This is a genomic window from Colwellia ponticola (assembly GCF_005885605.1).
GTDB classification, from domain to species: Bacteria; Pseudomonadota; Gammaproteobacteria; order Enterobacterales; family Alteromonadaceae; genus Colwellia; species Colwellia ponticola.
The window spans coordinates 81525-100063 of record NZ_SZVP01000012.1; the positions used below are offsets into that span (position 1 = coordinate 81525).

Sequence of the window (18539 nt, forward strand, 5' to 3'; positions counted from 1 at the left end):
TTTTGCATTTTCACTACCTTTTAATGCCTTTGTGCTGCTTTATTCGCTTGCTCAAATAAGGCATTACTTTGCGTTAAAAAGTTTTCTACCGTGTTTGTTGGGGCAAGTAAATAGTGCGGCGCCATGAGCACTGTGTTGTATTGCGGGTGTGGATTAAACTCAGGCTTTTTACTGTACTCAAGTAAATAAGTGCCACCAAACAGTAGTATCGTAATACTTAAGGCCACCAAGACTCTGCGTTTAGCACCAACATGAAAACCAATATAACTGTTTAGCCAAAGTAGACTAAAAGTAAGTGCGATAGGTACTAGCGCAATAAGATAACCGAGTATTGAATGACTCGCTGAATTAAAAGCTATAATTTCTTCTGTGAAGTCGGTAAGCCACATCAAAATAAAAAAATTAAAACTAATGCCAAGCTGAGCTAGTATTCTCGGATCATGCTTAGTGATATGAGACATTAATGCCACACCTATCGGCCATAAAGCAAAAAGTAGGCTCATACTAAAAGCGCCAACAAACAGCTGACTTATATTAGTTTCTGTTGGTTGATTTAAATAAGAGATATTACCGGCTATAAGCATGAATAACGCTATGCTAATAAATACGGCAACGGGGTGGCGAATAAAGTCGATTAACGACTCAAAAGGGCTAAAGGCAACAGTACTAGCTACCTGATGATCAGTAAATAATAGCCTTAATTGGCTTTTACCCAAAATAAGCACATCGCCATCATTAACTATTTGCTGGTCAGCCTTTTGTTTTTTACCTCGGCTTTTCTCTAGTACAGTACCATTAATAGAGTTTTTATCATGAATACGCCAAGTGTTGTCTGCATAGCTTAATGATAAATGCTCTGGGCAAACGTGCGGGTCAGCTAAAATAATATCGTTTTGATAACCCCTACCGATGCAAATATTGTCTTGTGTTAGCTTATGGCGATGTAATAACTTATGGTTACGGGTAATTTCCTCAATAATTATCTCAGCTTGCGCTATTGGCAAATTGTCATTACTGCTTATTTCAGCGGTGGTTTTGGTGGCATAACTTGGCGAGCTTTCACTTATATTATCGTTTGTAGTGGCGCTTATTTCCATGAGACGGCCTCCATAAATTTACCGGTAAATTTCATGGCATTTTCTTGGCTGACGCCAGCTAAAGTAAAATGACTTACTAACGCCTGCTGATTTTTATCAATACTGGCACCTAAATACAATACATCAAATAAACCTGGAAAATCTTGATAAGCTCGTGTACAAAAAACGCTTTTATTAGTAATAGTCTGCGCAGTATTAGCGGTAGAAGAGGGAGTAACTACATCATGGTGGCATTGATATTCACTGACATCGTTTTTACCTGCTCTATTACCACTACTGGCTCTGGCTATATGTTTTTGGTATAGGTGGTAAAACTTATTATTACTTAAACTTTTGGCCTGCATATAACTAAATTCAATTTCAATACTGCCGGTAAAAAAGTGTGATGAGAGGTAGGTATTTTCATCCAAAGAGCACCTTGCAATAGCCGATAAAATAAGGGCATCGGTTTTATCGGCATTAGAATCCCCCCAACAGCGAATAAAAGGTACTTCAATAATAGGTATCATAGCCTTATTAGCAAGAGCTTTACTTGGCCAAGGACTATTGAGTAGGGTAGTCATAAGTTTATTTTGGTTAGTAAATAACTGCGTTGTCATTTGTTGTTTAATGTTGGCAGGTAAATTGTGTGTATTTCTATTTTGAACGCTGCTCTTATAGTCAGTAAACAGAGTTACTAATTTATCGTGTGGCACTAAAAAACCAATTTGATTCCCTGAGGTAGCAACATTAATGCCGACAACTTGTTCATCTTTATTAACCACAGGACCACCACTCATACCTGAGTTAATAGCGCCGGTAAAATGAATGCGTTCATTAAATGATTCTTTTTTTAAACCGTTATAAGTGCCAGGTACCACAATCATACCTAAATCATGGGGGTTACCTAAAGCAAAGAGTTTTTCACCTTTAATGGGCGGGCTCTTCGCTAATCTGAAATAGGGCATGTCGGCGTTAACGACACGTTTAACTAAGGCTAAATCGTTAATAACATCGACACTCATTAATGTTACTTGAGCGGTGTTACCTTGATAGTCTAAATATTCAATGCGATATTTCTCAGGGTTGCGAGCATAACTTGATATGACATGGTAGTTAGTGGCAATAATGCCGTCTTTACTGATTTGAAAAGCCGAGCCTATTGATGATTTTTCGCCACTGGCTTTATCAATCAGTTTTATTTGGTAAAGCGCTGGGGTAAGTTGAGCAAATATTGTTTGAGCTTGCTCTGTGGCAAAAACAGTAGAACTAAATACGATAAACACCAAGGTAAAAAAAACTTTCATGCATTTTCCTGTTTACTAAGTGATTGGATCATTGTGACAGTAAATCTTCGTTTGTCACCTTATACTGCTTTATCTTATGATAATTCTATAAATTTTTCGCTATGAGTAATAACATTATAAAGCGGGTGTTATTGTGTATCTTACTGAAGCAGCCTATTATTTTATTATCCCTAGCAACTATTTGGCTGTTACCTAGTGATGGTCTAACTATTACTCAAATATGACTTAAATTATAAAAGTTAAGTTATATAAGATAGAGGTTTATGTGAAAAAAATTATTGTAACTATGATTGCTATGAGTAGTGCGTTAGCTGTGAGTAGCTTTACTCAACAAGCACGTGCCAGTAATGATCTTTGCCTTGCTAGTACTAATGATTGTACATTTGTGTTGCTAAGCACCAAAGTGAGTAAGCAAACCAGTGAATTGGTCAGTGAAATAGCTATTGAAGCCGTCGCGACAGCAAGTAATACGAACTATAGTACTCAAAAGAATAGTAACGAGATCGCTATAGAAAACGCTCAGCTTAGACAAAGTGCCTCATTAACAGAGAAAAGTGAAATGTTGCTGGTAGTTAATGAGGCAAGAGCTAAGCAACGTTTATCGCCTTTTTCTACTTTTAAAATTGCGAATAGCTTAATCGCTTTAGAGAGTCAGCAAGTAACCACAGCTGAACAAGTCTTAACTTTTGATAAAGAAAAATATCCAGTACAAGGGTGGTGGCCATCGGTGTGGAAGCTGCCAGAATATAACCTTGCCAGCGCATTTAAATTTTCTATGGTGGCTATTTTTAGACAAATGGCTAGTGATATTGGTCAAGAGACCATGGACGCTTATCTAACCAGTTTTGATTACGGTAATAGTGATACTTCTTCAGGCCTAGATGACTTTTGGTTAAATGGCAGTTTACAAATATCAGCATTAGAGCAAGTACGCTTTTTACAAAAAATGCATCAAGGGCAGTTACCCTTAAGTAAGCACAGTATTGATACCTTAGAAGAGGTGATGTTAGTTGAAACCACAGACAGTTACTCACTCTATGCCAAAACGGGAGCGGGCAAAGCCAATAGCCAGGATCAAAAGTTAGGCTGGTATGTGGGGTTTGTTGAAAATATTGACGGTATACACTACTTTGCTTTTAATGTTACGCGTGACAGTTACGCGCAAATAAAAGCGGTGCAGGTTGAAATCGCTAGAAATCATTTAAAAAAGGCGGGTATTATTTAATGTTTGTAGCGGCTCGCGCTAGCCTTATTCACCTAGCATAAATAAGCCTTAAGCTGAGCCAGTTTCTTTAGCAAAAAAGTTCTCGTGGCTTAACGTAAAGTGTGACGTCGCAGCAGCAGTGATGCTACGTGATATACTTTCGTCAGTTATCCCTGCTTATCATATGAATAAACGATTATGAAATACCGTGATTTTTGATGGCTTTATTCTTCAAGATGAAATTAAAGGAATGATCGTTAATTCTTTTACGTTAGTGGTGAATAACATGACCAAGCAAGAGCTGCGCTCAATGCTGTTAAGTGTATAACAGGCATAGCAATCACTTGCTAACATAGGGTAAGGTAACTATTTTAGTTACTTATTTAAGCTATGATTTATTCCTCAATTAGCGCAGCTAAACGTTTATTCTTTGCTTCAACCTTGGCAAGCCAAATTAGCGGCATAATAATAAATGCGGTGCCAATAATCATACTTAAATCTGGCATTTCATCAAACCATAATATACCTACGGTAACGGCACCTAATAAGCCACTGTATTCAGCACTAGCCACTTTACTTGCGTCGACCGCGCGATAAACAAATACGCATATACCTGCGTAAATTAAAATAAAGGTTGTTGAGCCTGTTGCTGTTAGCATGGGAGTCCAGTCCCATGGCTTATTTTCCCATAATGCTAAACTAAGCGCTACAGGAATACCAACAAGGTTAGTGAGTAATAATACGTGAAAAACATTCTGATATTTTGGCAGTTTACGTATTAACACATTATTAGCCGCTAAGGTTATCGCAACAATTAATGCTGCAATGGCTGCCCAGTTTATGTGTGTAGGCTTTACCACAATGAGTACGCCGATAAAGCCGAGAATAGCTACCCAAATAGATTGTTTGGTGAGAGTTTCTTGAAATAATAGCATGGCTAGTGGCAGCATAATTAAAGGCGCAGCATAGAAAATAGCATTAGCAGTCGCTAGCGGCATAGCGTTAAGCGCAATCACCATAAGAATAGCCCCCAATAACCAAATATGACCGCGTAGCACGTGCCATTGTAGACCAGCAAAAAGATCTTTTTTATTCGTGAATAAGCAAAAGGGTAGCAATATCAATACGGCGGTTAGTTGTCGAAATAAAACAAATTGATATACGGGACCATCTGCAGATAGCGTTTTGATCAAGGCATCAGAAAAGACAGCAATTATGTTACCAATAACCAGTAAGGTCATGGCCAGTCCAACAGATATTTTCGGCATTATTAGTATCCTATTTTCATCAGCGATGAGCTTTAAAAATGATGGTGAAGTAGTACAACAATCTCTTGAAGATATTGTTGTCTATGATATTGCAACACTTACAATGATGTATAATGATTAAAAAACTTTTAGTATGAGATTAACTAATAATGAAATTACCTCCTTTACGTGCACTGCAATATTTTGAAGCGGTTGCTCGACTTAATAGTTTTTCTAAGGCGGCTGAATCACTTAATGTGACGCAAAGCGCTGTTAGTCATCAGGTTAAATTGTTAGAAGAATATTTGGGTGAAAGTCTGTTTAGTCGTCAAGGGCGGGCATTTTCTTTAACTGAGATTGGTGAGCGTTACTTTGACGAAGTGAGTAACTCATTGGGTAATTTATCTAATGCCAGTCAGTTTATCCGTCATGGTAAGTCAGGCAATATTCGTTTGGCGCTATATAGCTCGTTGGCAGTGAAGTGGTTAATCCCCAGGCTAGAAGACTTTCGTAAACAATACCCAGAAATAGAATTAACATTACATATGGTGGCTGACGATCCCGATTGTAATCAGCAGGTTGCTGATTGTTTTATTACTGTCAAGCCACCTAAGCGGAATTTTGTTAGTGAGTTTTTGTATGCGGAAAAGCTTTATCCGGTGTGCGGACAAAAGCTGTGGCAGCAGATCAAAGATAAGCCTCTACCGGAGGCGTTGTGGTCGCACTCGCTATTGTCGGTACAGCATTCAAATTCGAGTGATTACTTAGGCGAAGACTGGCACCGTTGGTGTCAGTATGGCGGATTTGAATTGCCTAAAGACGTTAAAATAAGTCATGTTAGCCATGTATTGTTGGCTGCTGAAGCTGCGCGCTATGATTTAGGTATCGCGCTTATTGATTATTACATCATGACAGATCAAGAGCGTCAGCATAATTTTGTTCATATTCCTATGCATGAGTTTGTTACTGGCGATAAGTTTTATTTTGTTTATAAGCAAACACGAGCTAAACAAACTGATATTGTGAAACTGGGACGATGGTTAAAACAGCAGTGCATTGAGCAATAGTTACCCTAGCGCTTTGTTGTTTAACAGGCTAACGGTTATTTAAACCAAGTGTTTTTGTGACATGCTTTATTAGTTAAATAGGGTCAAAACTTAGTCGCTAAGCTTGTTTAACCCTATTTAACTCTATCTTACTTAATAATTAGCAGTAATCACTATCGTTAACCGCAGGTGTTAACGATAAAATGCTTTAACCGTACCTTTTATGGTCATTAGTAATGGTTGGCCACGACGGTCTAAGGCTTTTTTCGAGGGTACTTTTACCCAGCCTTCACTGATGCAATATTCTTCAACGTCGAAACGTTCTTTGTCATTGAGTAAAATACCAATGTCGTGTTCAAAAACTTCTGCTACATGGTGTGGGCTACGAGAGTTAACCGAAAGGCGATCCGGTAAATCGGGTAGCGATTTTGTGTCGTTCATGTTGATAACCAGTTTGAAATAAAAAGTGCGTTATTGTAGGCAATATAAACCTTGTGCTCAATAGTTGTCATGATAAATATTAGTGTGCTGGTACTTTGCAGTAGTGTGTTATGGATATGGAAAAATGAAGAGTATTATCCACCTATATTACATAAGCAAGGCTACTTGCTATGAATGGTGTTTATTTTAACAATACCGACCTTAACAAGATAAGCAATCTGATCTTAAGTGATGACTTCCACGTAGTGCAATACTATATGCTTGATAAGATTTGTTACCCACCTAATAATAAGTCTAATAAGAAATTTTATTCTCTACTGTGCATAGACAACTTATTATCATCCAATAGTGGAGTGTTATATTTATGGCCAACAACATATTAAAATATAGAGATTTTTTACGACTTTTTGATTTTATCTCGAGTAAGGGAGTTAAATCAGGTAGTGAATATGAACTTTCAGGTATTCGAGCGCAACATGACTTTGATGGCTATACCTGTTGGTTAGCCTATAAAGATTTAACAATTACCTTGTTATTTCACGGTAAATTTGATGTTGAATTTGATAATAAAGATACTTTTGATGAGTTTTACAAAAAAGCTAACTCACTGAACGCACTTAATTGATATGTGTCAGTGACTACATTAAATAGAACTTAACTCTAGTTAAGTTAGTAGGAGAAAAGGATTGTTAATCAATAAACTACAGGGCGTTATCTTTGATTTAGATAATACACTCGTGTCCTCATCGCTAAACTTTGATGAAATCAGAGTCGCTTTAGGTTGCCCATTAGGTAGCGATTTATTAGATTTTGTTGCGGCATTGCCACCACAAGAACAAGTTGAAGCCACGCGAGTATTAATTGAGTTTGAAACCATTGATGCAACCAATGCAACTAACTTAGCGGGTACGCTTGAGTTGTTAGCTTTAATCGCTGAATTAGAGTTACCTTGTGCCATTGTTACCCGTAATTGTCGAGAAGCCGCGGTAGTAAAGCTGAACAATAATAACATTGATATACCTATACTTTTAACAAGAGAAGATCACAAAGCAAAACCAGCACCTGATGCTTTATTACATTTAGCAGAGTGTTGGCAGACACCACCTGAAAACTTATTGTACGTTGGCGATTATTTGTATGACTTACAAGCAGCCGAAAATGCTAACACTATGTCTTGTTTAGTGACCAATGGTACGCCAGCGAGTTATGAAGATTTAGCGAGTGTTGTGGTTAATGATTTAACTGAATTAACTGACATGATAAAAAAATTATTTTCAACCCAATGTTAAGCTGGGCGTACTCAAGTTTATGCTTGGTAAATAACGGATGAATACTTAACCTAAAAATAATGACAAGCCGATAGGGTATTACTATGGAGTTTATGACTTTTGGTTTGTTATTATTTATGTTCAGCTCTTCACTGTGTGGCGCTAATACTGAACAATTGGTGATGCTAAAAAATAAATATATTCTCGCAACAATTCCTGTAATTATTCCCACAATACCGGCAACTAATGAGTTATCAAATATGAACAATTTTGTTGAACAACACAGTGCTTATCTCTGGCATATAACCAATGATGGCGTTATGGGGGGCAAGTCACAAGGGCGCTTTTTAGTCGAGCAGGGTAAAGCTACTTTTACAGGTAATATTTCACTCGACAACAATGGTGGTTTTAGCTCAGCTTTTCGAACCATTGAAACTCAAGCTAAGGGACTTGAAACGGTGACTATTGATATGCAAGGAGATGGATTAACTTACCAACTTCGCCTAGCCGTAAATCTTGATGGTTATCGCTTGTCTTATAAGCATGAATTTAAAACTGTTGCGGGACAAAGAGATACCCTTACTTTTACTTTGGCTGATTTTCAAGCATCATTTCGCGGTCGCCATATTGATAATGCACCAACACTTAAATCAGAAAATATTCGTGAAGTAGGTTTTTTAGTCACTAATAAGGTAGCAGGAGAGTTTTCTTTATCGATATTTAGCCTGCACTTTTAGGCAACACTCGATACGGTTAACAGCCTATAGATACTTATCCTAGCTTATTAATAACGTATAAAAGCGAAGTAATATAAGTCAAGCAAGTAAGGTAATACGATGAACAAAAATGGTAATAAAATAAGCCCTAAAGCGCTTCTTCATAGTAAGTGGAGCAAAGTGGCGGTAACAAATAAAGAGAAGCACTTTATCATCACCGTAGTTACTTTTGATGAACAGCAAAAGGTCATTGAATGTGTCATTCAAGCGGTGATGACAAAAAATGAATATACTATTGATTGGCGTGAATTAAAAGACAGTGATAAATGGAAAATAGGCTGGCAGTAGTGAGGTGTTAACATATCAGATAACACCTTAGTTATTGTTAATTATATTAATTCTGTTATTAGTCTGGAGCAGCTCTGATAGTAAGCCGATATTAGTTAAACCATAAAAAGTAGGCTGTTATATGCAGTAATACCACAAGTTGAGTTAACCAAAAGCGCATGTTCATATAACTACTCGGTGTCTTGTCTTGCTTACCTATTGAGTTCTCATAAATAAATAGCAATATAAAACTTAGTAGTAATACTATTAAGGCGACTTTATAAGTTAATAATAAAGCTACAAAAGCGATTAAACTAAGAATATTACTAATAATATAGCGTTTGTGATGGTAAGTTTCGGCATCTCTACGCCATATTGTACCGGCGACGAAACTTAATATAATGGCACTATAGGCGATAAAAGCCTGTTTGGTATCGATACCCCAAATGACGGTTTCACTGCTTAAATATAAAAAAATGATAAAGGGAAGCAGACCAAGGTAGCCTAATATTTTCCAGGTTTTCATCGTCAATGTTTTCATTTAAGCCTCCTTAGTCTTTAGTAATACCCGTTAGTAACAGTAACTATTAACAGAGTAGTTACCATCTACATTAGTTTATTGTGTATGACCGTCAAGTGAAAGCGCTTGTGGTTTACTGTTTGGTTTGGCATAGCTCAAACGAGATAATCGATTACTGCTATGGTAGCTATCTAACCCTGAGACCATCACTGTATTTAATGACTCAATATCAATATAGCCGTCACTCTTGATTGCCTCTTTATCACAAATAATATCGGTTATTTCGCCTATAACGAATAAGGTACCGTTCAAGTCAATAGGGACTATTTCTTTTAATGTTACCGCGTACTTAAGTCGGCTTTCTTTGACAAATGGCGCTGTTACCCCGTCAATGTACTCAGCAGTTAACCCTGTTTCTGTAAACTCACACTCATCGGCTTGGTAGCGAGCTGAGGTTTGATGTGCTTGCTGCCAAAAGCTTTCATTGACTTGGTTAATCGTATATTGCTTGGTTTGTTTAATGTTTTCTAAGGTGTGTCGCTCGACACTATCTGGCCGAGTAACAAAGCCAACTAACGCCGGTGATGCGCCAAGGTGAACAACAGAGCTAAAAATAGCTAGATTGTTTATATTGTTACTATTACAAGTACCGATAACGTTAGCGCTTTTAAAGCCTGATAAACTATTTACCACCAAAGCTCTGTAACGTGATTCCATGTTAACAAGTTGATCTTTATTGATATGTTGCATTGTAGTGTTGTTCTCTTATATTTTCTAAGTGAGTAATCTCTAAACGAGTAATATCTTCTAAGCGAATTAGTTTTCACTGATACGTAATAACTAACACAAGCGATCACCTCATTGTGTTTTTATAGACTTAATGAGAAATGGCTTTATCGACTAAATGACTTCTTAAGTTATTAAGAGCATCGACAGAAAAACCGCCGTCATAGAAATATAATATATCGCCTTTATTATCGAGTAAGATGACTCGAGCGCTATTAGGACGTTCATTACCGGTAAGTGCTTGCACAGTTTCGCCATCTTCATAAACGGTAATGACACCTTTCCATAGTGGCTTAGGAATACCAGCGCGCATACCGTTGTTAATTACCGTACTGAACATTTTAGGGAACATACCTTGAATCGTAGGCAGCTCATAAGCGGCTACGTTAGTGTTAGTCATATCTAAGCCAATTAACCATCGGTCGATATCAAATTGGGCATTTTGAGCATAACCAACAAGTAGTAGAGTAACATCGTCGTTAAAATCTTCAGGGATATTAACGGTGTTTTTTTCAAGTGTTTGACCACTAATTGATGGAAAATTCTGTCCTGTAATATCTTGATTAGGATAATTGGTGCTACAAGCCGACACTAGGCTAATGAAAAATAATAAAATAATTAAACGCATGTTAAGTTACTCGCTTATGTTAATGCACTTGTTGCTAATAGGTGATTTTTTAATATAGTGACAGTTGAAATTGGCATTAATTGATATTACCAGTTAATTGACTCTCCCTGCCAATCTAAGAAGCTAGCGCTTTGATCTAATTCGCACTCATCGACAATAGATAACAGCTGCTTAGCGACAAATTCACAGGTAAATAGTTTATTAGCTGGTACGTTGTTTTGAAAGGGTTTAGATAGCGGCGTATCGGTAGTACCAGGGTGAAAAGCAATGAGTTTTATATTTTTATTGCGACGAGCTAGTTCAATAGCGGCGGTTTTTATCATCATGTTTAATGCTGCTTTAGAGGCTCTATAACTATACCAGCCGCCTAAGCGGTTCTCACTAATACTACCTACTCGAGCACTAAATACGATAATCTTACAAGGGGATTTAGTCGATAACGTAGGCACCAATTTTTTAATCCATAACATTGGCGTTAAGGCATTTGATGCCATTACTTGTGTAAATGACTCAGCATCGAAATCTTCTAGGCGTTTTTCAGGTTTAATATCATCACTGTGCAATATACCATTACAGATAAAAATTCGAGTAATGGGCGCCTGTGTATAAGCAGCGATTTGTTCAACCGCCTGTTCGATAGAGCTTGATTGATAATCTTTAACCGTTATTGTGTTTATCTGGCCCGCTATATTTTGATTGTTAGGTTTATGGTCAATATCAGTGGCTAAGGACTGCTCACGGTTAATAAGCAGTAAACCAGTGTCTTTATGCTCTTGTACTTGTAAAGCAATGGCTTTTGCAATACCACTATTTGCGCCTATTATCAGTGTTAGTTGATTTATCATAACAAGTTCCTGAAATACATTTTCCTGAAATAAATTGGGTTGTTGGTAAGCCAAATATTTTGGCAAAGAAGGCTGAAATTTGATGGCGGTATTTAGCCATAACTAAATATACCCAGTGGCTTAGCGTTTTAACCACTGGCCAGTTTAGCGGCGCAACCCAAAAACCTTTACCCACCAAAGTCCATGCTCGGTGAGTAACCTCAAGCCCTAATAGCAATTGATCATTATAAAGACCATGTAATATTTTCATGGCGTCATCAACATTAATCGTTGGATATAAGGTAGTAAAATTTTGTTGATGAATATCTACGAGGTTTATTAAAAAAGCTTTATCATGTTTTTTGAGGTGGTTCATCTCCGCTAAGCACAGTGGACAATTACCATCATAAAATATTGTTAGCATTAGCTATCACCTAGCTTTTAAAACATACAATGATGTACGTTAATTTTATCATAGTAAGTTATACGTAAAGTGTGGCGTTAGCGATCACCTCAAAAAAGTAAGAAGTATTTAAGCAATAAAATCAATAATGAGTGATTTAATATATTGGATACGATTACTTTCAAAGGCAAGTCGGTTTTGGCAGAGGTATAAGGTTTCATTTACCGTGTTTTTTAAATGGTGTACCTTAATGGCTTCTACATTATGAAAAGCATTTACTGCGTGTAAAGGTAATACGGTAAAACCTAAACCTCGGCTTACAGGCTCTAATATAAGGCTAATTTGATTAGAAAACCCTGTCGCTTTAAACTGGCTGATGTGTTCAAACTGAGGGTAGTTGTTACTTAATAATTGTTGACAATGATACTCACCATCGGGATGACCAATAAAGCCAATATCCACCAGGGTTTGCCAATTAATATTATTTATTTTGCTTGAGGTGATTAATACCAAAGGTTCTACGGCTATTGGCGTACTGACTAAATTGGCGCTTTTTGTCTGCTCAGTGAGTAAACCAATATCGACTTGTCTATCAAGTAACTGATGCTCTATGCTTGCATTTGGAGCAAATCGATAATCAATAATTAAACTTGGCTGGCGTTGTTGTACCGTTAACAATTGCGGGTATAACTTTAGGCCAACACTACCTGGTGTGGTTATTTTTACTGTACCGACTAAAGGATCGTCGTGTTTAATCGAGGTTGTTATCTCTTCTGCTGTTTTGAGTAACTGTTTACCTTGCTGGTAAAGTTTAAGACCGGCATCCGTTAATGAAAAAGACTTACCTGCTCTTACTAATAGTAAGGTGCCTACCTGTTGCTCTAATTTTTTTATATGCTGACTGACACCAGACTGTGTCATAAATAACTTATCAGCTGTTTTTGTAAAGTGTCCAATATCTACAAGGTAGCAGAAGGTTTTTAACCAAGTGAGATTAATCATTACAAAGTGTACTCATAGTTATTATTTATGATAATTTTACGTAATCAATCTGTCGGCGTAAACTATATTTAGTTAAACAATAATCCACTTACCTAGATAAACTAAGACAGAGAGGAAACGTAATGAGTAAAACATATCCAAGATCATTTTCACATATTGGTATTTCAGTACCTAATGTTGAAGCCGCTGTTAAATTTTATACCGAAGTATTAGGCTGGTATGAAATTATGAAACCTACCGAAATTATTGAAGACGATAGCGCTATTGGTGCAATGTGCACTGATGTATTTGGAGCTAAGTGGGGTAAATTTAAAATAGCCCATATGTCTACAGGAGATAGAATTGGTGTTGAAGTTTTTGAGTTTGCTAATCAAGAGGATCCTGAAGATAATTTTGAATATTGGAAAACGGGCGTATTTCATTTTTGCGTACAAGATCCTAACCTTGAAGAATTGGTTGAAAAAATAGTTGCTGCAGGAGGTAAAAAACGTATGGCAGAGCCACGCTATTATTATCCTGGCGAAAAGCCCTACCGTATGATTTACATGGAAGACCCTTTTGGCAACATTTTAGAAATATACAGCCATAGCTATGAACTAACTTATGCAGCAGGCGCTTATTAACTACATAGTCATATGTATAAATACGTAAATAGTAAAGGTAAATTACAAGCTAAAAAAAGACCACCGACTCGTCACTAAGTAGGTGGTTTTTTATTTTACTCGAATAAGTTAATTCTGTTCTTTTAGCTAACACTTAACTGAGTAACTATTTTTAAATGGCAGTTCAGTTAAAAATTTTCAGCTACTTCAAAAGTTAATCGTTCTTTGGTTATCGGGTGAATAAAGCTTAATCGCTGTGCGTGCAAATGAAGTCTATTTGCGCTAATGCCATAAAGACCATCACCGACAATAGGCATATCCAACCCATCAGGGTGAGCGCAATGCATACGTAATTGATGTGTTCTACCGGTAATAGGATATAAAAATAACTTAGTGGTAATGCCTTCTTTATTGCCTTTGCTGTCTTTATTATCTAACTCTTCAATACGCTGCCAATGGGTTTCAGCATATTTACCATGCTCATAGCATACCATTTGTTTGGGCCTATCCTCTAAATCAACGCGTAGCGGTAAGCATATTTTCCCTTCGTCTTTTGTTAACTTACCGCTAATCGTTGCCACGTAGCGTTTACTTACTGTTTTATCAATAAATTGTTGTTGTAAGTGTTTATGAGTACGCTCATTGAGTGCCAGCATTAATAAACCCGAAGTAGCCATATCTAATCTATGGATAATTAAACCACCAGTCGCCTGAGGAAATTTTTCTTTAATGCGGCTATAAACCGAATCTTTAATCGACTTACCTGGAACAGACAGTAAACCGGCCGGTTTATTGACTACCACAACATGCTCATCTTGAAAAACGATCTCTAGCGGGATCCCTTCGGCGGGGTTATCTAGCAAAGGATTATTATCGACCGGCATACCCTGAAGCATATGGGTTAAAATAGGTTGACATTTACCTTGGCAGGCAGGGTAAAAATGTTGGTGTTTTCTTATTGCTGATTTAGGTTGTTTTCCCCACCAAAACTCAGCCATACATAACGGTGTTAATTTATGTTCAAAGGCATATTGTAGTAATTTTGGTGCTGCGCAATCCCCAGACCCTGCGGGCGGTTTTTGTACTATAGTGTCGGAAAATATTTCAATTAAGTCTTTGCGCTCACCTTGATTATTTAGCATCTGGTATTGTTTAAAAAAATGTTTTTGCAGTTTTACTGATAGTTTTTTTCTGTGTTTTTTGAGTGAATCGATTTCATCAGTAAGATCTTTTAGTTCATCACTGGTTTCATCAATACTGGTTTGATGTTGTAACTTTAGTGCTTGTAGCGCTTTTTTATCGGTCACGCTGGCGCGAGACAAGGCAATGCTGATGTTTCGATGTTCGTTATCAGGTAATTGTGCCGTACTTAGCCAAGAGCGCTTTTCTTTACGTGCTTTCTTATTTTCTCGCATTTGTTGCTGTAGGCATTGTATTGCTTTAGCTGACGTTAATTGTTTAGCGTCTAACAAAATCCTGAGTTTATTGAAATTAGGGTTAGCGATAAGCTGAGTAATGTTTTCATTAATGGTATTAATTTGAACTTGTTGCTGTTGTTCAAATTCACTTTGAGCATAAGCTTGATGTATGGTCGGCGCAAAGTTAATTGGCGCGGTGCTATCGACAGAATTATTAATGTTGCCGGTTTCAGTAATGTTAACAGCCTCACTAGCATTACCAGACAGTGCAGCTAAGTAGCCAAGCTCGCCTCTTGTATCTTTAACAATTAATACGCCATACATTCTTCCTTGCTGCTCACTATTAACAGGATGGAAAGTTGTTAAGTATTGCTGTAATTCATGACTAGCTGCTAAGGCTAACGGATGAGGAGTATAATGAAATGGATAGGTAAACTTATCAGGTAAGGTAAAAGCTGAAATATCACTGGTAAAAGTACAAAGGTAATTTTTTATTAAAGTAGTAGACATAGATAATACGGTACAGCACGGCACTCTTAACGTTAATCCTGGTTTTAACCATGATTATTTTATTGGTAATGGAGACTATTCTACTGACTATTACTATAAGACACACTGTAAAACTTTATTCTTTTGAGTGTGTGATACCATTTTGGATAAAAAAGTACTCACTCTTTATACGCAATAATATTCCCTTAAATAAAAAAGTAGCTTTGCAGCTACTTTTTATTTACAACCTTTTACTTATTATTGTTTTTTGATAAGTACAATATTATTAAACACGTTTACTACGTACACTCATTACGATACCAAACATGGCTAAGCTTAATAGTAAAATAGTAGACGGCTCAGGCACTGCTGTTATTCTCATATCTACAGCAAAAGTGTTCGATGCATTTTCTACCGTGGTAAAACCTAAACAACCCTCTGCTGCACCAGCAGCGGTACAAGCTGTATTTGACAGCACTTCCAAACCAGATATTAATAGCTCTACGTTATACATATTACCGTCGTACATAAATGGTTGGCTAAAGTCACTACCATCTATCACGAAGATATCGTTACAAGGTATAGGAGAGACTACTTCACACGATCCATCGTTATTTGTTTCTAAAAATGAAATATCATAAGTCAGGGCAGGAGGTGTTATATCGAAAGGTAATACACCAGGGTTAGGATCAAGTAATAGACGAGTACTTAAGGTTGCAGACGTTAGCGAAGCACCGTTAATAACAAAGTTATTATGGGTTAGGGAGGTAGTTTGTGTTAAGGCGCCATTAGCTAGATTGGTACCTGAGGTATTACCATTTACGCCGCCTAATGCTAGAGAGCTGGCATTACTCCCCCATATAAGCGTAGTAGGGGCGCTCCAATAGGTATTATCGTTTATACCAAGAACACCAAGAGCAGGGTTGGCATTGGTAGGGGGGGCAAAGGCAGTGAACGCGTTATCAACCACCCAATCCCAAGCTGTCACTATAGGACCAGCACTGGCCGTAAAAGTAAGGCCTAGTGTAGACAATGTTAATACAGTTATTGCTTTTTTGAATATTTTCATTTTGTTACTCCTTAATTAATATAAATTTAAAGTAGCTAATACAGAGAAAGCTACTTTAAAGAGAGTAATAAGTGACAAATGCAACTTAGGCCGTTAAGTAAATCACCAATTTATACAGTCCATGTAATGCTTGCTCAAGGGATACTGCATAGAGCGCGCCATAGTTGCTATGTGATTATATTATAAACTTTTTTGTATTTTACAGTATCGTGTTGTTAGCTATACTGTAAAATAACCTGACAGTATTTGTGGGTATTTGTGGGTATTCCGTGGTGGTGGTTAATGTTGTGTAGTATTAATATCCACTGGTAATTGTTTGAGTAGTAATGCCGCTGGTAGCTAATGCAAGGTTACTGGGGAGGTTTTCATTACCTGCTAATAAGTAAATTACCTGTTGTCCTTGTTGAGCCAGCTCTAGCGCATGCTGATAATTAAGAATAATGGTGGAACTAATGCTTTGCGGGTACTTTTCTGCGTCACGTCGAACATACTCAATAAGTTCTATATTAACCGATTTATCATAAAAAACGGCATCAGCAAATTGTAGCGCCCGATGCGCCTTCAAGGTTAAATTATCGGGATTACCATCAAGAGTTTGAATAAAAATAATAGCGCCTTTGGGTGGTGCTATCTCTTCTTTTAAGCTAACAATTAACTGTTGCTCTGCCGCTTGTTGATTACCATCAAGTAATGCTTGACCTATTGAACCTCGCAAAGTAGTCTCCCAAAAAGTACGTCGATTACGTATGCCTTTAATACGTGCTTTGACGTGTTCTCGAAACTTTAATGAAAAATCAGCCAAACGGCCGTAACCTTGCGGTAATGTCTTTTCTATTTGTTCGCGTAACATACGTATAAGAATTGGCGCACTGCCTGAACTTGATAAAGCAATAATCATAGGTTCACGGTCAATAATAGCGGGCGTAATATAAGTACACAGAGCAGGTTGGTCAACCACATTAGCAAGAATATTCAGCGGTAGTGCTTCATGGTAAACCTGTTCATTTACCTCGGTATCGTCTGTTGCAGCAATCACTAGGGTAATGTTGATTAATAAGCCGGCTTTATAGTTATGAGGTAACCAAGTTAGGCTATTGTCGTTAATTAAACGGGCAACACCTTCAGTAACACTTGCTGCCATAACGGTAATGTTTGTAGTGGTTTTTAATAGTAATTCTATTTTGCGGGCAGCAACATCACCGCCGCCAACTACCATGGCATTAATTTTACTACCATCTAGAAAAATGGGAAAATATCTCATTGATAAGTCAACTCTTTTAATTATTTTTAGTAGTTATACTAATCTCATTCATTATCTGTTCATTTCTACGGGTTAAAATAATTAACTACTGCGTCATTTATTTAATAATTAGCACAACTAGTTATAAAAATAAAAACCTTAATTTACAGCTAAGCACTAGTAATACTTAATTTGGATTTACTTACAGCTAAGCCATTTGAATCGCCATAAATAGTCCAGCCAGGAATAAATTCAATACCAGCAAATTTCACCGTAACATTAATATCGCCTATATCTAATTTTTCAGTTTTTATAGGGTTACAACCTATTGCTTTCACGGCAATGTCCATTGTAGCAATGGTACCTGCATCACGAATACAACCATTAATAACAACGGCATTCCAATTGTTTTTCATAGCACTCTCAGCAACCATATCGCCTAATAACGCACGGTTCATACTGCCTTTGCCATCGACTACTAATACTTTACCTGTACCATCAGTCGCTAATAATTGTTTTACTTTTGAGTTATCTTCAAAACAAGAAACAGTGACTATTTCACCCGAGAAAACTGTTTTTTTACCGTAATCTATAAAAGGTCGGTCAGCGAGATGAAGTTGCTCTGGGGATTGATCAAAAAGGTCGGGTAGTAAATCTAGCATGTTATATTCCTTGTTAGGGCTGTGCCCTCTATTAAGCGTTATTAAGTTAAACTAATAGCATTATTAATCATTTGAGATTGCTTAAAATACGCCAAAGTTGAGTAGTACTCAATGCTAATGAGGAAGTTATTTTAAATATAGCGACTAAGTTTGAAGTATTACGCTAGCTGATACTAAAACATGACAATCAAATAATAATGACAGTGTTATTATTTATACCTAGTTAGAAATAAATGATAAACTAGCGTTATTATTATTTAGTTG

At 37.0% G+C, this 18539-nt stretch carries 22 protein-coding genes; 8 read left to right on the plus strand and 14 right to left on the minus strand.

Features of this window, described 5'->3' with window-relative positions; translation table 11 throughout:
- Nucleotides 1–20 precede the first annotated feature (20 nt).
- Nucleotides 21–1097 carry an FHA domain-containing protein gene (locus tag FCS21_RS12185; protein ID WP_138623778.1) on the minus strand — a complete coding sequence of 359 codons (1077 nt, stop codon included), beginning with the start codon at nt 1095–1097 and terminating at the stop codon, nt 21–23.
- Entirely contained in the window at nt 1088–2383 is a 1296-nt protein-coding gene (locus tag FCS21_RS12190; RefSeq protein ID WP_138623780.1) for a S1 family peptidase, read from the minus strand. The genes FCS21_RS12185 and FCS21_RS12190 overlap by 10 nt, the downstream gene beginning before the upstream one ends.
- A 265-nt stretch (nt 2384–2648) precedes the next feature.
- Here FCS21_RS12190 and FCS21_RS12195 point away from each other — a divergent pair, with 265 nt between their 5' ends.
- Entirely contained in the window at nt 2649–3608 is a 960-nt protein-coding gene (locus tag FCS21_RS12195; protein ID WP_138623782.1) for a penicillin-binding transpeptidase domain-containing protein, read from the plus strand.
- Between the two features lie 374 nt (nt 3609–3982).
- On the opposite strand, the gene FCS21_RS12200 is transcribed toward FCS21_RS12195, so the two are convergent.
- On the minus strand, nt 3983–4855 hold the full coding sequence (locus FCS21_RS12200) for a DMT family transporter (protein ID WP_138623784.1): 873 nt from the start codon (nt 4853–4855) through the stop codon (nt 3983–3985).
- On the opposite strand from FCS21_RS12200, the gene FCS21_RS16815 reads away from it, so the two are divergent.
- Entirely contained in the window at nt 4827–4976 is a 150-nt protein-coding gene (locus FCS21_RS16815; protein ID WP_171035697.1) for a hypothetical protein, read from the plus strand. The two genes, FCS21_RS12200 and FCS21_RS16815, sit on opposite strands and share 29 nt — an antisense overlap.
- Before the next feature lie 28 nt (nt 4977–5004).
- Nucleotides 5005–5901 carry a LysR family transcriptional regulator gene (locus FCS21_RS12205; RefSeq protein WP_138623786.1) on the plus strand — a complete coding sequence of 299 codons (897 nt, stop codon included), beginning with the start codon at nt 5005–5007 and terminating at the stop codon, nt 5899–5901.
- Nucleotides 5902–6072: 171 nt separating this feature from the next.
- Here the strand turns inward: FCS21_RS12205 and FCS21_RS12210 are convergent, their stop codons facing one another.
- Nucleotides 6073–6321, minus strand: coding sequence for a DUF3297 family protein (locus tag FCS21_RS12210; RefSeq protein ID WP_138623788.1), 249 nt, complete (start codon nt 6319–6321; stop codon nt 6073–6075).
- A 364-nt stretch (nt 6322–6685) separates the two neighbouring features.
- Between FCS21_RS12210 and FCS21_RS12215 the strand changes: the two genes are divergently transcribed.
- The 4 genes from FCS21_RS12215 (at nt 6686) to FCS21_RS12230 (ending at nt 8653) form a co-directional block, all read left to right on the plus strand.
- Entirely contained in the window at nt 6686–6946 is a 261-nt protein-coding gene (locus FCS21_RS12215) for a DUF3081 family protein (RefSeq protein ID WP_118056222.1), read from the plus strand.
- A gap of 61 nt (nt 6947–7007) precedes the next feature.
- Nucleotides 7008–7610, plus strand: coding sequence for an HAD family hydrolase (locus FCS21_RS12220; protein WP_138623790.1), 603 nt, complete (start codon nt 7008–7010; stop codon nt 7608–7610).
- An 83-nt stretch (nt 7611–7693) separates the two neighbouring features.
- Complete coding sequence (locus FCS21_RS12225; RefSeq protein WP_246047222.1) at nt 7694–8326, plus strand: CIA30 family protein; 633 nt, start codon at nt 7694–7696, stop codon at nt 8324–8326.
- 99 nt (nt 8327–8425) lie between these two features.
- Nucleotides 8426–8653 (plus strand): TIGR02450 family Trp-rich protein, encoded by a 228-nt coding sequence (locus FCS21_RS12230; protein WP_138623792.1) that lies wholly within the window; start codon nt 8426–8428, stop codon nt 8651–8653.
- A gap of 91 nt (nt 8654–8744) precedes the next feature.
- Here the strand turns inward: FCS21_RS12230 and FCS21_RS12235 are convergent, their stop codons facing one another.
- From FCS21_RS12235 to FCS21_RS12260, 6 genes are all read right to left on the minus strand, one after another.
- Nucleotides 8745–9173: a DUF3429 domain-containing protein gene (locus FCS21_RS12235; RefSeq protein WP_246047225.1), complete on the minus strand. Its 429-nt coding sequence runs from the start codon at nt 9171–9173 to the stop codon at nt 8745–8747.
- Nucleotides 9174–9248: 75 nt separating this feature from the next.
- On the minus strand, nt 9249–9902 hold the full coding sequence (locus tag FCS21_RS12240) for a flavin reductase family protein (protein WP_138623794.1): 654 nt from the start codon (nt 9900–9902) through the stop codon (nt 9249–9251).
- Nucleotides 9903–10029: 127 nt separating this feature from the next.
- Nucleotides 10030–10566: a hypothetical protein gene (locus tag FCS21_RS12245; RefSeq protein WP_138623796.1), complete on the minus strand. Its 537-nt coding sequence runs from the start codon at nt 10564–10566 to the stop codon at nt 10030–10032.
- Nucleotides 10567–10652: 86 nt separating this feature from the next.
- On the minus strand, nt 10653–11411 hold the full coding sequence (locus tag FCS21_RS12250) for an SDR family NAD(P)-dependent oxidoreductase (protein WP_138623798.1): 759 nt from the start codon (nt 11409–11411) through the stop codon (nt 10653–10655).
- The gene (locus FCS21_RS12255; protein WP_138623800.1) at nt 11374–11814 is read right to left on the minus strand and encodes a thiol-disulfide oxidoreductase DCC family protein; all 441 of its coding nucleotides are present in this window, start codon (nt 11812–11814) and stop codon (nt 11374–11376) included. Before FCS21_RS12255 ends, FCS21_RS12250 begins: the two co-directional genes overlap by 38 nt.
- A gap of 108 nt (nt 11815–11922) precedes the next feature.
- A complete protein-coding gene (locus FCS21_RS12260; RefSeq protein ID WP_138623802.1) occupies nt 11923–12795 on the minus strand; it encodes a LysR family transcriptional regulator in 873 nt (290 codons plus the stop codon).
- Nucleotides 12796–12917: 122 nt separating this feature from the next.
- Between FCS21_RS12260 and FCS21_RS12265 the strand changes: the two genes are divergently transcribed.
- Entirely contained in the window at nt 12918–13418 is a 501-nt protein-coding gene (locus FCS21_RS12265; RefSeq protein WP_138623804.1) for a lactoylglutathione lyase family protein, read from the plus strand.
- Between the two features lie 167 nt (nt 13419–13585).
- On the opposite strand, the gene FCS21_RS12270 is transcribed toward FCS21_RS12265, so the two are convergent.
- The 4 genes from FCS21_RS12270 to FCS21_RS12285 form a co-directional block, all read right to left on the minus strand.
- A complete protein-coding gene (locus FCS21_RS12270) occupies nt 13586–15325 on the minus strand; it encodes an RluA family pseudouridine synthase (protein ID WP_138623806.1) in 1740 nt (579 codons plus the stop codon).
- A gap of 265 nt (nt 15326–15590) precedes the next feature.
- Entirely contained in the window at nt 15591–16373 is a 783-nt protein-coding gene (locus tag FCS21_RS12275; protein ID WP_138623808.1) for a THxN family PEP-CTERM protein, read from the minus strand.
- A 295-nt stretch (nt 16374–16668) separates the two neighbouring features.
- Nucleotides 16669–17634 (minus strand): siroheme synthase, encoded by a 966-nt coding sequence (locus FCS21_RS12280; protein ID WP_138623810.1) that lies wholly within the window; start codon nt 17632–17634, stop codon nt 16669–16671.
- A gap of 149 nt (nt 17635–17783) precedes the next feature.
- Complete coding sequence (locus FCS21_RS12285) at nt 17784–18275, minus strand: putative 4-hydroxy-4-methyl-2-oxoglutarate aldolase (RefSeq protein WP_138623812.1); 492 nt, start codon at nt 18273–18275, stop codon at nt 17784–17786.
- Nucleotides 18276–18539 lie beyond the last annotated feature (264 nt).